This is a genomic window from Actinoalloteichus hymeniacidonis, assembly GCF_014203365.1.
Taxonomy (GTDB): Bacteria; Actinomycetota; Actinomycetes; order Mycobacteriales; family Pseudonocardiaceae; genus Actinoalloteichus_A; species Actinoalloteichus_A hymeniacidonis.
The window spans coordinates 5169169-5189852 of sequence record NZ_JACHIS010000001.1 but is presented as its reverse complement, the minus strand read 5'-3'; the positions used below and the strand labels follow the sequence as shown (position 1 = coordinate 5189852).

Genomic DNA, 20684 nt, shown 5'->3' with positions numbered 1-20684 from the left:
CCGACAGAGTGCGCGAGAACCGCGAAGCCATCGGAGGAGAAACCTCGTGCGCACTCGACCACTCGGACGGACCGGCATCCAGGTCACCCCCTACGCGCTGGGCACCATGATGTTCGGCCGGGCGGGCAACACCGACCACGACGACTGCGTGCGGATCATCCACCGCGCGCTCGACGCCGGGATCAACACCATCGACACCGCCGACGTCTACGGCGGCGACGGGGAATCCGAGGAGATCGTCGGTAAGGCGCTGCGGGGCCGACGCGACGACGTCGTCCTCGCCACCAAGTTCAGCGGCCCGATGGGGCCGGGCGCCAACCAGCAGGGCGGTTCACGTCGGTGGATCGTCGAGGCCGTCGAGGGCTCGCTGCGCCGACTCGGGGTCGATCACCTCGACCTCTACCAACTCCACCACCCCGATCCGGACACCGACCACGAGGAGACGCTCGGCGCGCTGACCGACCTGCTCCGTTCGGGCAAGGTGCGGGCCATCGGGCACTCCAACCTGGTCGCCTCGGAGATCGTCGAGGCTCAATGGGTGTCTCAGCGGCGCGGGCTGGCTCGATACCGCAGCGAACAGCCGCACTACTCGATCCTCAACCGAGGCATCGAACGCGAGATCCTGCCGATCTGCGAACGCTACGGCCTCGGCACGCTGGTGTGGAGTCCGTTGTCGATGGGGTTGCTCACCGGCCGCTTTCGCAAGCAGGGCGGCGAGGCTGCCTCGGCCTCGCGCCTGCGATGGGCGCCCAAGCACATGACCGACGAGCGCAAACTCGATGCCGTCGAAGCGCTCATCCCGGTCGCCGAGCAGGCCGGGGTGCCGCTGCCACACCTCGCACTGGCCTTCGTCATCGCCCATCCGGCGGTCACCTCGGCGATCATCGGACCGCGCACGATGACCCAGCTGGACGACCTGCTGGCGGGCGTCGGCACCTCGCTGGACGACGACCTACTCGATCGCATCGATGAGATCGTGCCGCCCGGCACCGATCTCGGGCCGGTCGATGTCGCCTTCGTGCCGCCGAGTCTGCGGGCGGCCTGGCTACGTCGTCGCGTCCCGGCCGATCGCGCGGCGGGGTAAACGCGCCGGCTGCGGCGTTCGTCGGGATTCGCGGGTCGGGGCGAGCAGGCCCAGGGTGATGAGGACGGCCGAGAAAACACGTCGGGAAACCTGACAGTAGATGTCAGGTCTCGCGTCGAGGATGACCGGTGGTCGACGCCTGCCGTCGGCCGCGGACCTACCGATGGACGAAGGGTGTTCGATGCGCGAGACAACACGGGACCTCGATGAGCTGCAAGGACTGCTGGACGCCTCGCTGTCCCGGTCCACCGCACACCTGCGTTCGATCATCAACACCGACAGCACCCCGACCGCCGTGCAGCTCACCGAGGTGCTCACCGGCATGTGCACCTTGGCGCTGTCCACGGTGACGGCGAAGGGCGAGCCGAGGATCAGTGCGGTGGACGGGCATTTCCTGCACGGGAAGTGGTACTTCGGCACCGCGCCCACCGCCGCCAAGGCCCGCCATCTGGCCGCGCGGCCCGCCGTCAGCGCCGCGCATCTGCGGGGTGAGGAACTGGGCGTGTTCACCCACGGCACCGTGCAGGTCCTCAACCCGGCAGGCGGCGAACCGGCTGCCGATTGGCCGTACCTGCGCGCGTACCTCCAGGAGTTCTACGGGTCGGACGCCTTCGATTGGGAGTCGGAAGTCGTCTACTACCGGTTGGATCCGCACTGGATGACCGCGTACGCACCCGACATCACCAAGCTGGTGGCCGACCAGGGCGCGTGGGCATGACCGGGTCGATCACCGCCCAGGCCGAGGTTTCGGCCGCGCAGGGCGAGCGCGGCCTCATCGAGGTGGTGGGCGCGCGGACCAACAACCTGCGCGACGTGTCGGTGCGCATCCCGAAGGGACGACTCGTCGCCTTCACCGGGGTCAGTGGCAGCGGCAAGACCTCGCTGGCCATCGACACCCTGCACAACGAGGCCCAACTGCGGTATCTGGAGGGCCTCTCGCCGTTCGTGCGCCAGTACATCACCCAGCGGAACCGGCCCAGGGTCGATCGTGTCCTCGGCCTCGGCGCCACCCTCGCGGTGGACCAACGGCGGCTGAACCGCAACCCGAGGTCCACGGTCGCGACGATGACCGGCATCGACGGACACCTGGGACTGCTGTACTCGCGGCTACCCGCCATCGACGCAGGTCCCGAAGCATCGGGCCTGCTGACCACCGCGCACTTCGACCGCGGCACACCGGAAGGCGGTTGCGCGGACTGCCACGGGGTCGGCGGACGCTGGCAGGCTCAGGAAGATCTGATCATTACGCAGCCCGCGTTACCGCTCTTCGAGGGCGCCTCGCCCTGGTACGCGAAATGGCGGTCCGGCGAGCACGCGTTCATCCCGGCGCTCGCTCAGCAGCGGGGGGTGGATCTGAGCCTGCCGTGGCAGTCCTTGCCTGCGGAGTTCCGCAACTGCGTGCTGTACGGCACCGGGTCGGAGAGCATCGAGGCGACGGTCGCGCTGCCGAACCGCAACGAGACGGCCCACATGACCTACACCTCCAGCCAACCGCTGCGCGGCGCGCTGGCCGAGGTGGAGCGGGTGTTCGTCAACGCGCAGACCGCCAACGCCAAGCAGCGATACCTGCCGTACCTGCGCAAGCAGCCCTGCGTGACCTGCGGGGGCAGCGGGTACGACCAGGCGGCCCGATCGGTGCGGCTGGGCGGGTTGAGCTATCCCGAACTGTTGGCGGTGGAGGTCCGGCGGGTGCGGGACTGGACGGCACAGGTGACCGACGAGCTCGACCTTCGACATCGCGAGGTCGGCGAACCGCTGTTGCAGGACCTCGATCGACGACTCGGCGTCCTCGATCGGCTTGGGCTGGCCCATCTGCAGCTGTCCAGGAACGCGGCATCCTTGTCGGGCGGCGAACTGCAACGCAGCAGACTCGCCGCGCAGCTGAGCACCGAACTCAGCGACCTCACCTTCGTGCTGGACGAGCCGGGAACCGGCCTGCACCCGGCGGACAAGGCACAGCTGCTCGACATCGCCCTGGAGTTGCGCGCGGCGGGCAACACGGTGCTGTTGGTCGAGCATGATCCCGAGCTGATCGCCAAGGCCGACTGGGTGATCGATCTCGGCCCGGGGGCGGGCAGCCACGGCGGCGAGGTCCTGGTGTCGGGGCCGCCCGCCGCCGTAGTCGACCACCCGGAGTCGGTGACCGGCCGGTATCTGTCCGGTGCGGGACCTCGACTGCGCCGCGTCCACAGATCGATCGACACCGCCACCGGCTGGTTGGGGTTGCACGGCCTGCGGTCGCACAACGTGACCTCGGATCTGGTGCGGCTGCCCGTCAACAGGCTCACCTGCCTCACCGGGGTGAGCGGCAGCGGCAAGAGCAGCCTGCTCGGGGCGTTGGCGACCGGCGTGCAGGCAGCGCTGGCCGAAACGGCGACCGATGTCGTGCGCGAAGTGACCGGAATCGAGGCCTTCGGCTGGGTCGCGGTGGCCGATCAAGAACCGTTGGGCCGAACCCCTCGGTCCAATCCAGCCACCTACAGCAAGGCCTTCGACAGCATCCGCCGGTTATTCGCCGAGACGGATGCGGCCCGCGAACTCGGAGTGACGGCGTCCTGGTTCAGCTTCAACACCGCCGACGGCGGCCGGTGCGCGACATGCTCGGGCCACGGTCGAAAGTTGGTCGACATGCACTTCCTGCCGGATGTGTGGGTGGTCTGCGATACCTGCGATGGGCGGCGCTACGCACCGGAGGCGCTGCGCATCCAGTACCGGGGGATGACCATCGACCAGGTGTTGGAGCTGACCGTCGCCGAGGCCGTCGAACGTTTTCCGACACCGCACCAGCTCGCGGAGACCCTCGACGCGCTGTACCGAGTCGGGCTGGGTTACCTCCGACTCGGCCAGAGCGCCACCGAACTGTCCGGTGGCGAGGCGCAGCGGTTGAAACTGGCGGCCGCCATCCAACGCGGTGCGGCGAGTCGTCAGGCCGGTCTGGTCATCCTGGACGAGCCCACCGCCGGCCTGCATCCCTCCGACGTCCAACGGGTGGTGAACGCGCTCGACATGCTGCTCGACTCGGGCAACACCGTCGTGGTGGCCGAACACGACATCCCCGTCGTGGCCTCGGCGGACTGGGTGATCGACCTGGGACCGGGCGCCGGGCCCAACGGTGGCGCAGTCGTCGCGGCGGGCACCGTCGATACCGTCGCGAAGGCCGACACGGCGACCGCGACGTTCCTGCGTCGCCATGCCGCAGGGTTGCCGCTGTTGACGACGGATCCCGGCCCACTCGGCTAGCGGAAGCCTGCCGATGCGACGCCCTCTCGGAGTCGACGGCCGCGATCTTCGGGACTCCGGTGCTGGGCGTCGTCCTACGGGTTGGCCGAAGCGCCGGGGTCAGGCGACGGGGAACGTGCAGTTGGCGAGCTGCACGGAGACGTCCCAGACCCGGGCGGCCTCCTCGACGCTGCGCAGCGGCGCGTACAGCCGATGCTGCGCGGGCGGACCACCGAGGTTGCCGATGCCGCTGGGCCCGTAGAGGGTGCCGCCCTGGGCATCGGGGCTGGTCGCCGCCAGCAGCGCGGGCAGTTTCGCGGTCTCGACGGTGCCCAGCAGGATGCCGCGTTCCGAGAGCCTGCGAATCATCCGGATCTGTGGGGTGTCCTCGCTGCGGCCGAGTTCGGGGCGGGCGGCGAGCAGGCTGGTCGGGGCCACCCCGGGATGGGAGAGGTTGCTGGTGATGCCCCAGCCGTGGGTCCTGCTGCGGCGGTCGAGTTCCAGGCCGAAGAGTCCGAAGGCGATCTTGGACTGACTGTAGGCGCGTTGTCCGTGGTAGCCCTGCTCCCAGTTCAGGTCGTCCCAGTTGATGCGGCCGCTGCGGGCCGCGATGCTGATCTGCGAGGTCACCCGCGCCCGGCCCGCCCGCAGCAGGGGCAGCAGCGCGCCGACGAGGGCGACGTGACCCAGGTGGTTGGTACCGAATTGAATCTCGAAGCCGTCGGCCGTGGTCTGCCGGTCAGGCGGTTGCATCACACCCGCGTTGTTGATCAGTAGGTGGATGGGCCGACCGGCGGCGCGCAGCCCCTCGCCGAGTGCGGCGACCGAGTCCAGCGAGGACAGGTCGAGGCTGGCCAGTTCGAGCTTCGCGTCCGGAGCGGTCTTGCGGATGCGGTTGATCGCCCGCTCGCCCTTGCCCCGGTTGCGAACCGGCATGATCACCTCCGCGCCTGCCTCGGCCAGGCGGGCGGCGATTCCCAGTCCCATCCCGTCGCTGGCACCGGTGACGAGCGCGCGTTTCCCGGTCAGATCGGGGATCGTGATGTCGATGGTTCGGCGTGCCATGGTGCTGCTCCTTGTCATGACGATTCGCTGTGTCGGGGTTTGCCGGCAGCGCCTGGACCCAATCGCGGGGAACCGGACTCCGAGAGCCGGTCGACCCGTCGACGAGGTGTTCGCGGTCCGACCCCGCCATCGATCTTCGGCGGGCTGCGCGGCGCTAACCACGGCCTGCTGATCCCCGGCTCCCGAGGTCGTCCCTGCGCAGGACATGGGGGGATCGGCGGTCCGTGGTTATCTCGGCGCGCACGCGGTAGCAACGAGGGCAGTACTCGAGAAGGAGAAGCGAGTGATCGATCGCATCGGGCTGGCGGAATTCCTCCGCACCCGGCGGGAAGCGCTGCAACCCGAGGACGTCGGTCTGCCGCGTGGCCGTCGGCGCAGGACCAATGGGCTGCGCCGGGAGGAGGTCGCCCTGTTGTGCCACATGTCGACCGACTACTACGCGCGCCTCGAACGGGAACGCGGACCGCAGCCCTCGCCCCAGATGCTCACCGCGATCGCGTTGGGACTACACCTGTCCCTCGACGAACGCGACCACCTGTTCCGGCTTGCCGGGCACAACCCGCCGGCGCGGGGAGCCTTCAGCGAACACATCAGCCCCGGCCTGCTTCGCATTCTCGACCGGCTGAGCGACACACCGGCGGAGATCGTCACCGAACTCGGCGAGACCCTGCGGCAGACCCCGATGGGCGTTGCCTTGACCGGGGACACCACCAACTTCACCGGGCCGGCCCGGAGCACGGGCTACCGGTGGTTCACCGATCCGGCCTCGCGGCTGATCCACGCGCCGGAGGAACACGAATTCCTCTCCCGGATGTACGCCTCGGGGCTCCGCGAGATCGTCACCCTGCGCGGCCCCGATTCCCGTGCCGCGCACCTCGCCGAACTGCTCCTGGCGCAGAGCGAGGAGTTCCGGCGGTTGTGGAACGGCCACGAGATCGGGGTGCGCCCGCACGAGGTCAAACACTACGTCCATCCCGACGTCGGTGCCCTGGAACTGCATTGTCAGCGGTTGATCGACCCTGGCCAATCGCACGCGCTGCTGGTCTACACGGCCGTTCCCGGTACCGAGAGCTACGACCGACTTCAGGTGCTGTCCGTGATCGGCAGCCAGGTATCGCACTGACCAGCCCGGCCGACGGCATGGAGTGCGCGCGACTATCCGAGTTCGCTGCGCTCATCCGGCACCGCCGAGGTAGGACCGGGGGAGGCGCGGACGGCCGGACGTCGGATGCGAGCGGCTCGCAGACCGTTGACGATCACGACTACCTCGGCGACCTCGTGCACCAACACGACTGCGGCCAGCCCCAGCACACCGAACAGCGCCAGGGGGAACAGGACCACGATGATCGACAACGCCAGTGCGATGTTGCCGGTCATGATGCGGCGCCCACGACGGGCGTGTGCGAGTGCGTCGGGGATCAGCCGCAGGTCCGTGCCGGTGAAGGCGACATCGGCGGATTCCACTGCCGCCGCCGATCCGGTGGCACCCATCGCGATCCCGACGATGGCCGATGCCAGCGCAGGCGCATCGTTGATGCCGTCGCCGATCATCGCCGTCGCTGTCCGTGCAGCCGAATCGCGGACGTACTCGGCTTTGTCCGGCGGCAGCTGCTCGGCCCGTACCTCGTCGATTCCGGCCTGCGCCGCGATCGCCTGTGCCGTCCGGGTGTTGTCGCCGGTCAGCATGACCGTGGCGATGCCCTGACCGTGCAGGGCGGCGACGGCCTCGGGCGCTTCGGGCCGCAGCTGATCGCGCACCCCGATCACTCCGGCCACCTGCTCGTCGATCTCGACGACGACGATGCTCATTCCCTCGCCTGCCATCGCAGCCGCAGCCTCGCTCAACGCCTGCGGGTCGATCCAGCGAGGACTGCCCACCCGGACTCGTCTCGCGCGCACGACACCGGTCAGGCCGTGGCCGGGATGCTCCTGCACCTCGGTCGCCTCGAGTCGCTGCGTCGCCGCCGCCGTCACGGCTTGGCCCAACGGATGGTTGCTCGTGGCCTCCACCGCCGCCGCCATCGCGAGTACCTCGTCCTCGGTGTGTTCGGCTGCGGTGTGCACGCCGACCACCTCGGGACGATTGCGGGTCAGCGTGCCGGTCTTGTCGAAGGCCACCCGACGGATCGTGCCGAGCTGTTCGAAGGCGGCCCCGGACTTGATGATCACGCCGAATCCACTGGCCGAGCCGATTGCCGAGATCACCGTCACCGGCACGGCGATCGCCAGCGCGCACGGCGAGGCGGCGACCAGGACGACCAGTGCCCGTTCGCTCCACGTCGCCGGATCGCCGACGATGAAGCCGAATACCGCGATCAGCGCTGCCGCGATCAGGACGACCGGTACCAGTGGTCGGGCGATGCGGTCGGCCAACCGCGCCCGCTCGCCCTTGGCCGCGTGGGCCTGCTCGACCAACCGGACGATCTGCGTCAGCGAGTTGTCCCGCCCATCGGCGGTCGCCGTCACCCGCAGCGTGCCGGAACCGTTGACCGATCCGGCCGACACCGTGTCGCCGGGACCGACCTCGACGGGAATGGATTCACCGGTGATCGCGGCGGTGTCCAGCCAGGAACGCCCGCTGGTGATCACGCCATCGGTGGCCACCCGTTCGCCTGCGCCCACGAGAAGGACGTCCGAGGCCCGGATTCGCTCGGCGGGCACCGTCTCCGCACCCGTCGGGTGGGACACGCGAGCGGTCTCGGGCACCAGGGACAACAGCGCGCGGAGACTGCGTCGGGCCCGGTCCATCGCCCGGTCCTCGAGGGTCTCGGCGATCGAGAATAGGAAGGCCAGCGCGGCGGCCTCCCCGACATGCCCGAGGATGACGGCTCCGGCCGCGGCGATGGTCATCAGCAGGCTCACGCCCAGCCGACCACGTCCCCGACCGGTGACCAACAGGCGTAGCGCACCGGGAACGAAGGTCCAGGCGCCTGCGATCAGGCCGAGGGAATGGACGGTCAACGCGGCGATCGAGAGACCGGCCCAGTCGAGGACGAGACCGCTTGTCCAGGCGATGCCTGCGAACACGGGTAAGAGCAGGGCACGATCACGCCACCACGGTTCGACGGCCTTCCGCACAGGATCCGGTTCGTGATCGTTGCTGCTGGTCGGCTCGGTGCCGCAACACGCGTCCATCGGTTTCGTCATCTCCCCGGGCTGTCGCCCGGCCCGGGCTCGGCTATCGCGGTCCTCGCACCGGAGCCGCAGCACAGGGGCACAGTGCAGTCCTGCTCGGTGCAGGGCGTGCCGTCGTCGACGGCGAGCACCACGGTCACCAACGCCTCCAACGCCCGCGTCAGATGCGGATCGGCGATCTCGTACCGGGTCTGCCGCCCCTCGGCCTCGGCGACCACGATCCCGCAGCCGCGCAGGCAGGACAGATGGTTGGACACATTCGTCCTGGTCAACTCCAGGTCGCGGGCGAGCTGCGCCGGATATCCCGGTCCGGCCAGCAGCGACAACAGGATTCGAGACCTGGTCGGGTCGGCCATCGCCCGCCCCAACCGATTCATCGCATCCACCTGCGAAGCTATGGTCAGCATGTGCTGACTATACAGCAGATGCTGACTAGTTGGCCGGCGGTCCTGGTGGCAGGCCCGCCAGCCCCGTCTGTGCGGAGTCGCCATGGCGATGGGCGCGTCACCCGGGAATGAAACGCAGAACACGCCTGGAGCTGTCGGGTATCGCGCCGAGAATGGTCTCTCCGGCCGAGTGTTCGTTCACGCTGGGCGTTACGCGCCCTCCGCGCCTAGTTGGCGTAGGAAACTGCGATTGTCGAACCTGACGAACTCCTCGATCAGCCTGCCCCGGTCGTCGAACCTGAAGATGTTGATGAGGTCCATCACCACGCGATCGCCGGTGGGTTCGAGGCGTCCGGCGGGCGAGTGAGTGAACGGACGCACGAAGGTGCCATCGATCCACGTCTGACAGGCGATCCGACCGCCTTCCACGAGGACGATCCCTCGGCGGATGCTCCGGTCGTCGAGCGCGGACCGCAGAGCCTGGAAGTACTCGGTGAGCCCTGTGTGGTCGGTGTCGAAACCGTCTGGGCCGTGGAAAGCGAAGTTCTCGGTGTCGAAGTACGAGTCGAGCTCTTCCGGGTTCTCGCCGGAGACCAGGAGTTCGCCTGCCCGGACGAGGCGCGCGACGAGTTCGTCTCGGTGGTAGTTGTGAGTCATGCCGTTCCCTTCGCAATGGTGTCCCCGCCAGCTTGCGGTCGGCCGAGGTATCACACAAGCGACTGTTTTCGGTGTGATCCATGCGCCAGACGCATACCTTTCGTTAGGCTGCCGTCGTGGCGGACTGGACACTCATCGGGCTGCGCGTCGTCGTCGAGGTCGCGCGAACCGGCTCTTTCAGCGCGGCCGCTGAGAAACTGGGCTACACCCAGTCGGCCGTCTCGCGGCAGGTGGCGGTCGCCGAGAAGATCGCGGAGACTCCGCTCTTCGAGCGCCACGCACGGGGCGTTCGCCCGACTGCGGCCGGCGTGGCATTGGTCCGGCATGCGAACCGGGTGCTCGATGGCATCGCGGCGGCGACCCAGGAGCTGGCGGGCATGCGTGATCGTCTCGCGGGGCGCCTGGTGGTCGGAGGTTTCCCTACGGCGGCTGCGGTGCTGTTGCCCCGCGCTATCGCGAGGCTGACGACGGTCCACCCGGGACTCCGAGTGCGGCTCGCGGAGGAGTCGACGCCCGCGCAGCTCAGCGCCTTGCGTCGCGGAAGGCTGGAGGTCGCGGTCCTCGGAACCGGCGATGACCTGCCTGACTACGACCTGACCGGGCTGCAACTCACCGAGCTGCGCAATGGACGCCGCGTCGGGGTGGCCGTCGCCGACGCGCATCCCTTCGCCCACCGCGAATCCGTCGCACCGGAGGAGCTCGTCGATCAGGCGTGGGTGGTGGGCGCGCGGGTGGGCGAAGCCCCCGAGTTCGGCGCCTGGCCCGGCATCGCCGAGCCGATCATCGCCTTCGCTGCCCGCCACTGGTCCACCCGACTGGGGCTCGTCGCCGCAGGCCTTGGGATCGCGCTCGTGCCCGGCCTCGCGGCGCAGGCGATGCCTCAGGGCGTTCGCTGGATTCCCGTCCACGATCACGGCGCCGGACTCGGCCGCGCGGCATGGGCCGTGACGGGGCCGGATCCCAGTCCGGCTGCGGTCGCGATGGTCGATGCCCTGGGCGAGGAACTCAGATCGTGGAACCGGCCGGGGTAGACGGGAAGCGGGGCGCGCGGTGGTCGGATCAGCGGCTCAAGCGAAATGCGTTACGGCGCAAACGATGTGTGCACCGCGCCCACCCGGAGGAAGTCGAGCTGTGCGGCGGCTCGGGTCCCGGCGGCGGTGGTGAAGGCGATGATCCGCAGGTCGGAGCCCGGAACGGTGAGGATGTCGCTGTCGAGGGTGATGTCTCCCGCGAGGGGGTGCGCGAAGGTCTTCCGATCATGGCCCATCGCACCAGCAGTGGCGTCCTGAGACCAGAGCGCGGCGAATCGGTCGCTGCGGGCGCGACACTCCTCGATGAGCGCGTGCAGCCGAGGGTCGTTCGGGAAAGCGCCCTGCGTGGCACGGAGGTCGGCGACGAGCGCGGCCTCCTTGGCGGCATCGCCTCGGGCGGTCGTGAACGGCACACAGCCGAAGGACTCATCGTGGATGAAGGTGTCGCGAACCAGGTTGTAGCGGCGCGCGGGCTCCCGCTCGGGATTGCCGATGAGTGCACCCCACAGCGGAGTCCAGCTGATCAGCGTCCAGTCTGCGGCGAACACCGCCAAGGCCTGATCTGCCAGCGCGATGATCAATCGTTGCACGCTGGGCGGGATATGCGTCGCGATCCGCTCGGGACCCGGCAGCGGCAGGTGTGCCAGCCGGAAGAGGTGATCCCGCTCCGAGGTCTCCAATTGCAGCGCGCGAGCCAGCGCGCCGGCGACCTGCTCGGAGGGCCGCACGGCCCGACCCTGTTCCAACCGCACGAGGTAGTCCACCGACAGTCCGGCGAGCGTGGCGAGCTCTTCACGGCGCAGGCCCGCGGCCCGGCGTCTTCCGGCGACGGGTAGCCCCACGTCGAGCGGGGAGACCCGATCCCGCCAGCGGCGCAGGGCCGTGCCCAGCGGATTGTCCTGGATGACCACGAACCCAGTATGGCCGCCTGCGCCCTTCCCAGGGTGGTACTGCCAATCCCTCCGTTGCGGGCGGCCCTGGTTGGCGGCCGTCCTCGCGATTGAGATGGGTGGCAACGGAAACGGCAGGCGTCGATGCGGACCACACCGCGTCAGTGGCCCCGGCGTGATCCGTGCCCGTCCGACCTGAGCATCCGCCCTTGGAGTGTTTCGTCATGCCTTTTTCCAGCCGCGAATGGCACCTGATCCGTCGTCCGGTCGGCGCGGCCGTGCCATCGGACTTCGCACTCGTCACCAGCTCGGTCCCCGATCCCGGCCCCGGCCAGGTGATCGTGCGCAACGACTACATCTCGGTCGATCCGTACATGCGCGGCCGGATGAGCGAGGACAAGGCGTTCATGGCCCCGTTCGCGCTCGGCGAGACCATGACGGGCAACGCGGTGGGGCGAGTCGTGGCCTCTGCGGACCCGGCCGTTCCCGTCGGGTCGACCGTCACCCATTTCCTGGCTTGGCGGGAGCACGCGCTCCTGGACGCGGCCGAGGTTCGGATCGTCGATCCGCAATCGGTTCCGGTGCAGGCTTATCTCAGCGTGCTCGGCGTCACCGGCCTGACCGCCTGGGCAGCCCTCACCGAGGTCGCGCCGGTCCGGGACGGCGACGTCGTGTTCGTCTCCGCCGCTGCGGGCGGCGTCGGCTCCGTGGCCGGACAGCTGGCCCGCACACTCGGCGCATCCAAGGTCATCGGTTCGGCGGGTGGACCCGCGAAGACCGCCCTGGTCACCGAGCGTTTCGGCTTCGATGCCGCACTGGACTACCGGCAGGGCGATCTCACCGGCCAGCTCGCGGCCGCAGCACCCGAGGGGATCGACGTCTACGTCGACAACGTCGGCGGCGACCACCTCGACGCGGCCATCCTGAACATGAACATCGCGGGCCGGATCGCGCTGGTGGGGGCCATCTCGGTCTACGACGCCACCGAACCGATCCCCGGGCCGTCCTCGCTTCGCGTCGCCATCGACAGCCGGCTCAACCTGCGAGGGATGAACGTCATCGACCACGAGCATCTCGCGGCCGACTACGCGGCCAAGGCCGCAGGCTGGCTTGGCGACGGCTCGCTGGTCTCCGAGGAGACCGTCGTCGACGGCATCGATCAGACCGTCGAGGCCTTCCTGGCGATGATGCGTGGCCGGAACGTCGGCAAGATGCTCGTCCGGCTCGACCACGGCTGATCGAGGGTCGCGGGGGCGACGGTCGGTCGCCGATCTTGGTCGACACCGGGTACGCACCGCCCCACGGCGTCGGGTCTGGTGACGAAGAGAGGGGATTCGCCACCAGACCCGACTTCGCGACCGTCGTTCGGTCAGCCCTTCCGTGACCGCCGTCCTCAGGCCGTTCGACAGTTCAGACTGGGCCAGGCCCAGTCACCGCCGTGCAGGATGGTGAGTCCGAAGGTATTGCCGTTGCCGTTGGGTCGCGCCGTCATCACCCTGCCGCTGGAATCCCAGCTGACGGTGGCGTTCCAGGTGTTGATCACCTGTTGACGGCTGCCGATCGTGACGGTGACGATCCAGTTGTCGGTGCCGGAGACCCGCACTTCGCCGTTGAAGCGGTCATTCCACTGCTGACCTGCGGTGTAGGTGGTGGTGCAGTCGCCCGGACCGGGCTCCTCCGGCGGATTGGTCCCGCCGTCGCCGCCGAGCGCCTCCATGACGCCGTAGTAGGCCGCCTTCTTCCCGCCGTTGTCGTCGAAGAGCAGCGGAGTGCCCGAGGCGCGCCAGGAGTCGCTGTCCCGGATGCCCCACACGGTGATGCCGGTGCAACGGGTCACCGCGAGGCAGGCCTGGGTCACGCCCCGGTACTGCTCGGCCTGGCTGTTACCGGAGCCTTCGATGTCCAGCTCGGTGATCTGGACGTCGACGCCGAGATCGGCGAAGTTCTGCAGGGTGGTGTGGTAGTTGTTCGGCACCGGGTTACCGCTGTTGAAGTGGGCCTGGAAGCCGACACAGTCGATCGGGACGCCCCGGGACTTGAAGTCCTGCACCATGCGGTAGACGGCCTGGGTCTTGGCGTGCTGCCAGTTGTCGGTGTTGTAGTCGTTGTAGCAGAGCTTGGCGTTCGGATCGGCGGCCCGCGCCGCGCGGAAGGCGGCCTCGATCCAGTCGTCGCCGGTCCGTTGCAGGTTGGAGTCTCGACGCGCACCGGAGTTGCCGTCGGCGAAGGCCTCGTTCACCACGTCCCAGGAGTGGATCTTGCCTCGGTAGTAGCTCGCGACCTGCGTGACGTGATGCAGCATCGCCTGCCGCAGTGCGCTGCCGCTCATGTTCTGCATCCATTGCGGCTGCTGGGAATGCCACGCCAGGGTGTGCCCACGAACGTCCTTGCCCTGCTGGATCGCGTGGTTGACGATCCGGTCGGCGTTGCCGTAGGTGAACTGGCCCTGCTGGGGCTCCAGTGCGTCGATCTTCATCTCGTTCTCGGCCGTGACCGAGTTGAACTCGCGATTGAGGATGCCGACATAGGTCGAGTCCGAGAGTTTGTGCGCCGCCACCGCCGCGCCGAAATAGCGACCGGTGCGTTCTGCGGCCGCGGCTAGGGTGTCCTGCTGCAGCTGCGCGGTATCGGAGGTGGTCGCCGCGCCCGGGGCGTCGGCCGCCGAGGCGGTGTGGGTTGTGGTCGACACCGTGGTCATGCCGACGAGCATCAGCAGCGCCGCCGCGAAGGTGGCGGCTCTCGCAGGCCGCGTCAAGCGGCTCGAACCGATCATCATGCTCTCCTTTGAGCAGAGTGACGGGTCGGCGGCGAAATGGACGCCCACCCACCCGATGGTTCCTAAAGTTTCGATATAACTTCGGAAACTGTCAATGGAAAGCGTGCCTGCGGCGGGCTACCGGGTCACCGGGTTGGCAAACGCGCTAAGGGCGGTGCTCAACTTGGATAATCACGTTCGGCTCGTTGGCGTATCGGCCGTAGATCGATGCCACCTTCGCGGTGCGAGCGTGAAGAATGGACGCCGTGTTGCCGTCGTCTTCGGGCAGGACTATCGAAAGGTTTCGAAGGGGTGGGCCTTCCGGAGCGCGCGCAAGCGAAAGAGGGCGGTGCGGAGCACGCACCGCCCTCTTTCGCGTAACGACGTCTACTCGCCCAGCGTGCAGGTCTTGTCTGCCGCAGGAATCTCCAGATCGATGAGGTAGTCGGCGAAGACCTCGTTCACGCATGCGTTGGCGCCGCTGAAGGCGACGGTGTGCTGCTCGCCCTCGACCGTGAGCACCGTGCCGCCCAGGGATTCGGCGAGGTTCTCGGCCGCGCCGTACGGGGTGGAGGGGTCACCGGTGATCGAGATGACCAGCGTCTCCGGCAGGCCTTCGACGTCCTGGGCGTAAGGCAGGCCGAGCGACGGTTCCACGGGCCAGAACTCGCAGGCGTCGCGCGTGACGCCCTCGGTGGGCTCGCCGGTCTGCATGAACGGGGACACGCTCATCACCTCGGCGCGCAGCTCGGCCTCCTCCTCGGGGCTGCGGCGCTCCTCGTCATTACAGTTGATCGCGTAGTTGGCCTCGGAGAAGTTGATCCACTTCCCGTCGGGACTGCGGCCCCCGAACTCCTCGTAGAGGGCGAGGAGTTCGTCGCCTCGGCCCTCGTTCTTGACCTGGGCCAGACCGTCGATGATCCGGGGCCACTGCTGCTCCGTGTAGAGCCCGGCGATGACGCCGCCGGTGGCGCGGTTGTAGCTCAACTCCCGGCCGCTATCGGTGGAAACCGGGTTGTCCAGCAAGGGTTGCACGATGTCCTGGAAGGCCTCGGTGGCCTGTTCGGGGTCGGTGCCCAGCGGACACTCGGCATCCTCGGCGCAGAACGCGGCCATCTCGTCGAACGCGCCCTGGAAGCCCTCCTGCTGGGTCAACCTGCGTTCGGCACTGCCCAGCGTCGGGTCGGCCGCGCCGTCGAGGGACATGGCGCGGACCTTGTCCGGGAACATCTCGCCGTAGACCGCGCCGAGCCGGGTGCCGTAGCTCTGGCCCGCGAAGGTCAGCTGGTCATCGCCGAGCGCCGCCCGCAACACATCCATGTCCTGAGCCGTGTTGCGGGTTCCGACACTGGCGAGGACGTCCTCGCCGCCCGAGTTCTCGGCGCAACGCTCCACCAGTCCTCGGGTGTCCTCCTCGCTCCACTCGCCGGAGACACCCAGCAGGGTGGTCATATCCTCGCCGCGATCGTGCTCCTCATCGGTGAAGCAATCGATCGCCGGCGTCGAGGCCCCGACACCACGGGGATCGAAGCCGATGAAATCGAACTTCTCGGGCAGCGGTGTGTCCTTCAGACCCGCGAACGCCACCACCACGCCGGTCAGTCCGGTACCGCCCGGACCGCCGGGGTTGGTCACCAGCGAGCCGATCTTGTCCTCGCCGCTCGCCGCGATGCGCAGCACGGCGACCTGCGCGGTCTCGCCCTCGGGCTCGGCATAGTCCAACGGCACCTCCAACCGAGCACATTCGAACGGGTCGACGTAGATCATCTCTTCGGTCTCATTGGCCGCGTAGTCCGCGCAGGAGCCGAATTCCAAGTCCTGGTCGTAGAACCGGGCGAGCGCCGGTGCGTTCTCGCCGATCTCCTGGGTGGCCTCCTGCGCGGACTCCGGCTCCTCGTTGGCCGAGGTGCAGGCGCCCACGACCAGCAGCGCGACCGCTATTCCGGATGCCCGCAGCACCCGGCTTCGGGTTCGGGAGTCTCTGCTTTCGCGTGTCGACAACATGCCTTCGATCTCACCCGCCGCAGCGCCGACCGGGTAGTGGACCTGTGTCATGGCTCGTCGATGACATTCGACATGGCGGAAATGTGACGTGACGTCACTGGCTATCGGTGGGAAACAAACTATGCGGCGTCGTGGGGGCGCAGGGCGCGAAGCAGCAGCGCGTGTACATAGTCGGTATCGGCACGGATGTTGTCGATGAGGATCGCGGTGCACAGTCCATCGGCGACGGCGACGAGTTCGGCGATGGCCTCCTCGTCGGTGGTGAGGGTTGCCGCGAGTTCGGCCATGTCCGATCGCCAGCGCCGGGCGACCGGTGCCAGCGCCGGGCGACGAGCGGCCAGCGTGCACAGTTCTCGTTCGACCAGGGCCCGTTCCCGGCCGGGCCCACCGGATTCGACGATCAGCTCGGCGAGCGCGCGCAGCCGGTCGCCCGGATCGTCGATGATCTGCCGGATGCGTTCGGTGTAGATGTCGACGACGCTGGTCAGGGCCGCGACAAGCAGGTCGTCGAGCGTGGCGAAGTAATACGTGCTCAGGCTGGTGGTGATGCCCGCCTGCTTGGCGACGGTGCGATGGGTGACGCCTGCTGCGCCGTCCCGGGTGACGACGGCGAGGGTGGCCTCGATGATCTCGGTGCGCCGCCGATTCCCACGAGCCTTTCGCCCGTCGACGTTCTCCTTCTCGTCCCCCTGCACGCCTGCCTCCCCGTCAGGCGTGAGGGTAGTCGAGCGGGTCAGTGCGGACTCGACGCACCGCCGTGATCGGCGCTGATGGGCCGTACCTGGCGCAGCAGCACCAGACAGAGCACGGTCGCCGCCAGGATCGCGCTGCCTGCCACGGCCGAGGCGATATTCACGCCGCTGGTGAAGACCTGCGCGGCATCGGTCAGGACGGCCGCAGGCACCTGGTCGGCCACCGAGAGTGCTCCGGAGAGGCTGTCGGTGATCCGATCCGCGACCTCGGGCTCGACCTCGGCGGGGACGACCATCCGCGCGCGGTAGACCGCGGTGGTGAGACTGCCCAGGATGGCGACGCCGATGGCGACACCGAGTTCCTGGACGGTCTCCGAGAGCGCGGCCGCCGAACCGGATTTCGTCGCCGGGGCTGCGCCGACCACCATGTCGGTGCCCAAGGCGGCGAGGGCGCCGAGTCCCAGGTAGACGAACGCGAAGCCGAGGACCACGCTCGACGCCTGCCCGGTGTCCACGAAGGTCAGCTGGGCGTAGCCGAGAACCGAGAGGCCCAGCGCGATGGCGATGACCAGCCCGGGTGGCACCCGCCGCGCGATGAGCGGTGCGCCGACCGCGGCGGCGAACATCGCCAGCGCGGGCGGCCCCATCCACAGGCCGGCCGTCAGCGGACTCATCCCCTCCCCGAGCTGGAGGTACTGCGTGACCAGGTACATGGTGCCGCCGACTCCGACCAGCCCGATCAGCAGCACCGCCAGTGCGGCGGAGAAAGCCCGGTCGGCGAACAGCGTCACGTCCAACAGCGGCGAGGCCAGGCTGCGCTGCCTGCGGACGAACAGCCAGCCCGCCGCCGTCCCGAACACCACCAACAGCGCGGCACCGAGGTCGGGGCCGTCGGCGGCGGTGTGCTTGACCGCGTAGACCACCGGCAGGATCGCCAGCAGTGACAGCACGACACTGCCCGGGTCCAGCCTGCCCGCGTCGGGGGCGGTGTACTCGGGCAGTAGGGTGCGTGCGCCGAGCAGCACGATTACGGCGACCGGCACCGCGAGCAGGAATGCCGCGCCCCACCAGAATCGGTCGACCAGCATGCCGCCCGCGACCGGCCCGGCCGCCATGCCCAGGGCGAACATCGTGGCCCAGACGCCGATCGCGACCGCCCGACTGCGTGGATCGGGGAACATGTTCGAGATCAGCGACAGGGTCGACGGCATCAGGGTCGCGCCTGCGATGCCCAGCAGCGCGCGGGCCAGCACAAGCAGTTCGGCGTTCGGCGCGAAGGCCGCGAAGATCGAGATCGCCGCGAAGGCAGCCATGCCGATCATGAGGAGTCGACGTCTACCGACTCGATCGCCCAGCGTGCCCATCGTGATGAGGAAACCCGCGATGAGGAATCCGTAGGCGTCCATGATCCACAGGGTCTGGGTGGCCGAGGGGGTCAGCGCCTCCGACATGCTCGGCAGTACCAGGTACAGCACCGTGACATCGAGGCCCAGCAGTGCGGTCGGCAGGGCTAACAAGCCAAGGCCCGCCCACTCGCGCATCCCCGCGCGCCTAGCGACCAGCTCCGACATCGGTCTCCTCCCAGGATCGACTAATTGAACGATGGTACAACTAGTACCATCGTTCAAATACCTGACGAGTGGGAGGGTGTGCCTCGGTGGCGCTAATCGGCCTCGTGCGATGCGTGGATGTTGCTCCGAGACGGGGTGCGGGCCTGCCGGTCGGTCATGGTCAGCGAGGCCAGCAGTGCGAAGGCATCGGCGGACGGCGTGCCTGGCTCGGTGCCGTAGGTGGCCAGCCGAAGCCCCTGATCGCCCACCAGCTCGAAGACGTCGAACTCGACCTCGATCTCGCCTACCTCTGGATGGCAGAAGATCTTCTTGCCTGTCTCGTGCACGTGCACATGGTGGGCCGCCCAGTCCTTGCGGAACTCACTGCTCCGGGTGGACAACTCGCCGATCAGCCTGGTCAGATCCGCATCCAGCGGATTCCGGCCCGCCTCCATGCGCAGCATCGCCGCCGTCATGCGCCGCACCTGCGCCCAGTCCACGTAGAAGCTCTGCGCCCTCGGATCGAGGAAGGCGAACCGCGCCGTGTTGGGTTCGTCCTCGGCGTCGAACATGGGCGCGTACAGGGCCCGACCCAGCGCATTCGCGGCGACGATGTCCTGCCGCGTGTTCTGCACGACCGCGGCCGTGTCCATGCTCTCGATCATGCGCCGGACGGACCCCCGGACGTGGTGCGGGGAACGGGTCGGTTTCCGGCGCCGAGAGGTCGAGGCGGCGGCGCGGGCCAGGTCGAACAGGTGCGTCCGCTCGGTCTGGTTCAACAGCAGGGCGCCCGCGACGGCTTCGAGCACGCTGTCCGAGGCGCCCGCGATGTTCCCGCGTTCCAGTCGGGTGTAGTAGTCCAGGCTCACCCCGGCGAGCACGGCGACCTCCTCGCGGCGCAGGCCGGGGACACGTCGCGCATCACCGAGGTCGGGCAGGCCCACCTGGGCGGGCCGAAGACGGGCGCGTCGGGTCATGAGGAAATCCCGGACCGCGTGCTTGTCGTGCACCGAACCACCCTTCCGTGCGAAAGATCACGGCCGGCGGGGAGCGAAGGCGATGTGCCTGACGCTCCCCACCGGCCCTAGTGCGTGTTCGTCGGGCGCCGCGCCCGCCCTCTCGCTCAGGCGTTGGCGAGCGTGGCGATGTCGATGACGTACCGGTAGCGGACCTGCGAGGCCAGCACGCGCTCCCACGCCTCGTTGATGCCCTCGGCGGGGATCACCTCGACCTCGGCGGCGATGCCGTGCTCGGCGCAGAAGTCGAGCATCTCCTGCGTCTCGCGGATGCCACCGATCTTCGAGCCCGCGAACGTACGCCGGTTGTCGAAGAGCGTGAACAGGGTCACCGGCACCGGCTCGGCAGGCGCGCCCACACTGACGATGGTGCCGTCCAGTGCGAGCAGTTCCAAGTAGGCGTCGAGATCGATCGAGGCGCTGACCGTGTTGAGGATCAGGTCGAAGGACCCCGCCAGCTGCTCGAACGTCGCCGGGTCACTGGTTGCATAGTAGTGGTCGGCGCCGAACCGCAGGCCGTCCTCGCGCTTGCTCAGGCTCTGCGACAGGACCGTGACCTCGGCGCCCATCGCGTGCGCGATCTTGACCGCGATGTGTCCGAGGCCACCCATTCCGACCACGGCGACCCGCTTGCCGGGGCCCGCGCCCCAGCGGCGCAGCGGCGAGAAGGTGGTGATCCCCGCGCACAACAGCGGCGCGGTCTTCTCGAAGGGCAGCGAGTCGGGGATCCGGAGAACGTAGTTCTCGTCCACCACGATCTCACTGGAGTAGCCACCCTGGGTGACGCCGCCGTTGCCGTCGTTGCCGCCGTAGGTGTCCACCATCCCCTTACGGCAGTACTGCTCGAACCCGGCACGGCAGTTCGAGCATTCGCGACACGAGTCGACCATGCAGCCGACCCCGACGCGGTCGCCCACCTGGTACCGCGTCACCTGGTCGCCCACGGCGGCGACCACCCCGGCGATCTCGTGGCCCACCGTCAGCGGGTAGGGCACCGGTCCCCAGTCGCCGCGCACGGTGTGGATGTCGGAATGGCAGATACCGGCCCAGACGATGTCGATCCGAACGTCGTTCGGACCCACCGCGCGGCGTTCGATCGTTCCCGGCTCCAGCGGGGCGGTCGCCGAGGTGGCTGTGTAGGCACGGGCTTGAGACATAGTGCATGACTCCCTGATGACGATCATCGAAGATCAGGGCGGT

At 68.7% G+C, this 20684-nt stretch carries 17 protein-coding genes; 6 read left to right on the top strand and 11 right to left on the bottom strand.

Translation table 11 applies throughout. The features are described 5' to 3' along the window. Nucleotides 1-46 precede the first annotated feature (46 nt). The 3 genes from BKA25_RS21870 (at nucleotide 47) to BKA25_RS21860 (ending at nucleotide 4324) form a co-directional block, all read left to right on the top strand. Nucleotides 47-1084 (top strand): aldo/keto reductase, encoded by a 1038-nt coding sequence (locus BKA25_RS21870; RefSeq protein WP_069847025.1) that lies wholly within the window; start codon nucleotides 47-49, stop codon nucleotides 1082-1084. A gap of 181 nt (nucleotides 1085-1265) precedes the next feature. Continuing rightward, nucleotides 1266-1802: a pyridoxamine 5'-phosphate oxidase family protein gene (locus BKA25_RS21865; protein WP_069853308.1), complete on the top strand. Its 537-nt coding sequence runs from the start codon at nucleotides 1266-1268 to the stop codon at nucleotides 1800-1802. Then, the gene (locus BKA25_RS21860) at nucleotides 1799-4324 is read left to right on the top strand and encodes an excinuclease ABC subunit UvrA (RefSeq protein ID WP_069853309.1); all 2526 of its coding nucleotides are present in this window, start codon (nucleotides 1799-1801) and stop codon (nucleotides 4322-4324) included. Before BKA25_RS21865 ends, BKA25_RS21860 begins: the two co-directional genes overlap by 4 nt. Nucleotides 4325-4423: 99 nt before the next feature. On the opposite strand, the gene BKA25_RS21855 is transcribed toward BKA25_RS21860, so the two are convergent. Beyond that, nucleotides 4424-5368: an SDR family oxidoreductase gene (locus BKA25_RS21855; RefSeq protein ID WP_069847027.1), complete on the bottom strand. Its 945-nt coding sequence runs from the start codon at nucleotides 5366-5368 to the stop codon at nucleotides 4424-4426. A 283-nt stretch (nucleotides 5369-5651) separates the two neighbouring features. Between BKA25_RS21855 and BKA25_RS21850 the strand changes: the two genes are divergently transcribed. After that, complete coding sequence (locus BKA25_RS21850) at nucleotides 5652-6491, top strand: helix-turn-helix transcriptional regulator (RefSeq protein ID WP_069847028.1); 840 nt, start codon at nucleotides 5652-5654, stop codon at nucleotides 6489-6491. A 32-nt stretch (nucleotides 6492-6523) separates the two neighbouring features. Here BKA25_RS21850 and BKA25_RS21845 read toward each other — a convergent pair whose 3' ends face one another. From BKA25_RS21845 to BKA25_RS21835, 3 genes are all read right to left on the bottom strand, one after another. After that, nucleotides 6524-8515, bottom strand: a complete 1992-nt coding sequence (locus BKA25_RS21845; protein ID WP_084642580.1) for a heavy metal translocating P-type ATPase — start codon at nucleotides 8513-8515, stop codon at nucleotides 6524-6526. After that, complete coding sequence (gene cmtR, locus BKA25_RS21840; RefSeq protein WP_069847030.1) at nucleotides 8512-8910, bottom strand: Cd(II)/Pb(II)-sensing metalloregulatory transcriptional regulator CmtR; 399 nt, start codon at nucleotides 8908-8910, stop codon at nucleotides 8512-8514. The genes BKA25_RS21845 and cmtR overlap by 4 nt, the downstream gene beginning before the upstream one ends. A 189-nt stretch (nucleotides 8911-9099) precedes the next feature. Continuing rightward, entirely contained in the window at nucleotides 9100-9546 is a 447-nt protein-coding gene (locus tag BKA25_RS21835) for an ester cyclase (RefSeq protein WP_069847032.1), read from the bottom strand. A 116-nt stretch (nucleotides 9547-9662) separates the two neighbouring features. On the opposite strand from BKA25_RS21835, the gene BKA25_RS21830 reads away from it, so the two are divergent. Continuing rightward, a complete protein-coding gene (locus tag BKA25_RS21830) occupies nucleotides 9663-10577 on the top strand; it encodes a LysR family transcriptional regulator (RefSeq protein ID WP_069847034.1) in 915 nt (304 codons plus the stop codon). A 50-nt stretch (nucleotides 10578-10627) separates the two neighbouring features. Here BKA25_RS21830 and BKA25_RS21825 read toward each other — a convergent pair whose 3' ends face one another. Beyond that, the gene (locus BKA25_RS21825) at nucleotides 10628-11488 is read right to left on the bottom strand and encodes a helix-turn-helix transcriptional regulator (RefSeq protein ID WP_084642582.1); all 861 of its coding nucleotides are present in this window, start codon (nucleotides 11486-11488) and stop codon (nucleotides 10628-10630) included. A gap of 203 nt (nucleotides 11489-11691) precedes the next feature. Here BKA25_RS21825 and BKA25_RS21820 point away from each other — a divergent pair, with 203 nt between their 5' ends. Beyond that, a complete protein-coding gene (locus tag BKA25_RS21820) occupies nucleotides 11692-12705 on the top strand; it encodes an NADP-dependent oxidoreductase (protein WP_069847036.1) in 1014 nt (337 codons plus the stop codon). Between the two features lie 155 nt (nucleotides 12706-12860). Here BKA25_RS21820 and BKA25_RS21815 read toward each other — a convergent pair whose 3' ends face one another. The 6 genes from BKA25_RS21815 to BKA25_RS21790 all read right to left on the bottom strand — a co-directional run bounded on the left by BKA25_RS21815 (nucleotide 12861) and on the right by BKA25_RS21790 (nucleotide 20641). Then, nucleotides 12861-14243 (bottom strand): glycoside hydrolase family 10 protein, encoded by a 1383-nt coding sequence (locus BKA25_RS21815; RefSeq protein ID WP_375791863.1) that lies wholly within the window; start codon nucleotides 14241-14243, stop codon nucleotides 12861-12863. 366 nt (nucleotides 14244-14609) lie between these two features. Beyond that, nucleotides 14610-16277 (bottom strand): alpha/beta hydrolase, encoded by a 1668-nt coding sequence (locus tag BKA25_RS21810; protein WP_236750494.1) that lies wholly within the window; start codon nucleotides 16275-16277, stop codon nucleotides 14610-14612. A gap of 68 nt (nucleotides 16278-16345) precedes the next feature. After that, nucleotides 16346-16921: a TetR/AcrR family transcriptional regulator gene (locus tag BKA25_RS21805; RefSeq protein WP_069847037.1), complete on the bottom strand. Its 576-nt coding sequence runs from the start codon at nucleotides 16919-16921 to the stop codon at nucleotides 16346-16348. A 38-nt stretch (nucleotides 16922-16959) separates the two neighbouring features. Beyond that, nucleotides 16960-18489 (bottom strand): MFS transporter, encoded by a 1530-nt coding sequence (locus BKA25_RS21800; RefSeq protein WP_069847039.1) that lies wholly within the window; start codon nucleotides 18487-18489, stop codon nucleotides 16960-16962. 92 nt (nucleotides 18490-18581) lie between these two features. Beyond that, nucleotides 18582-19478 carry a helix-turn-helix domain-containing protein gene (locus BKA25_RS21795; RefSeq protein WP_236750496.1) on the bottom strand — a complete coding sequence of 299 codons (897 nt, stop codon included), beginning with the start codon at nucleotides 19476-19478 and terminating at the stop codon, nucleotides 18582-18584. 113 nt (nucleotides 19479-19591) lie between these two features. Beyond that, nucleotides 19592-20641 carry an NAD(P)-dependent alcohol dehydrogenase gene (locus BKA25_RS21790; protein ID WP_069847041.1) on the bottom strand — a complete coding sequence of 350 codons (1050 nt, stop codon included), beginning with the start codon at nucleotides 20639-20641 and terminating at the stop codon, nucleotides 19592-19594. Between the last annotated feature and the right edge of the window lie 43 nt (nucleotides 20642-20684).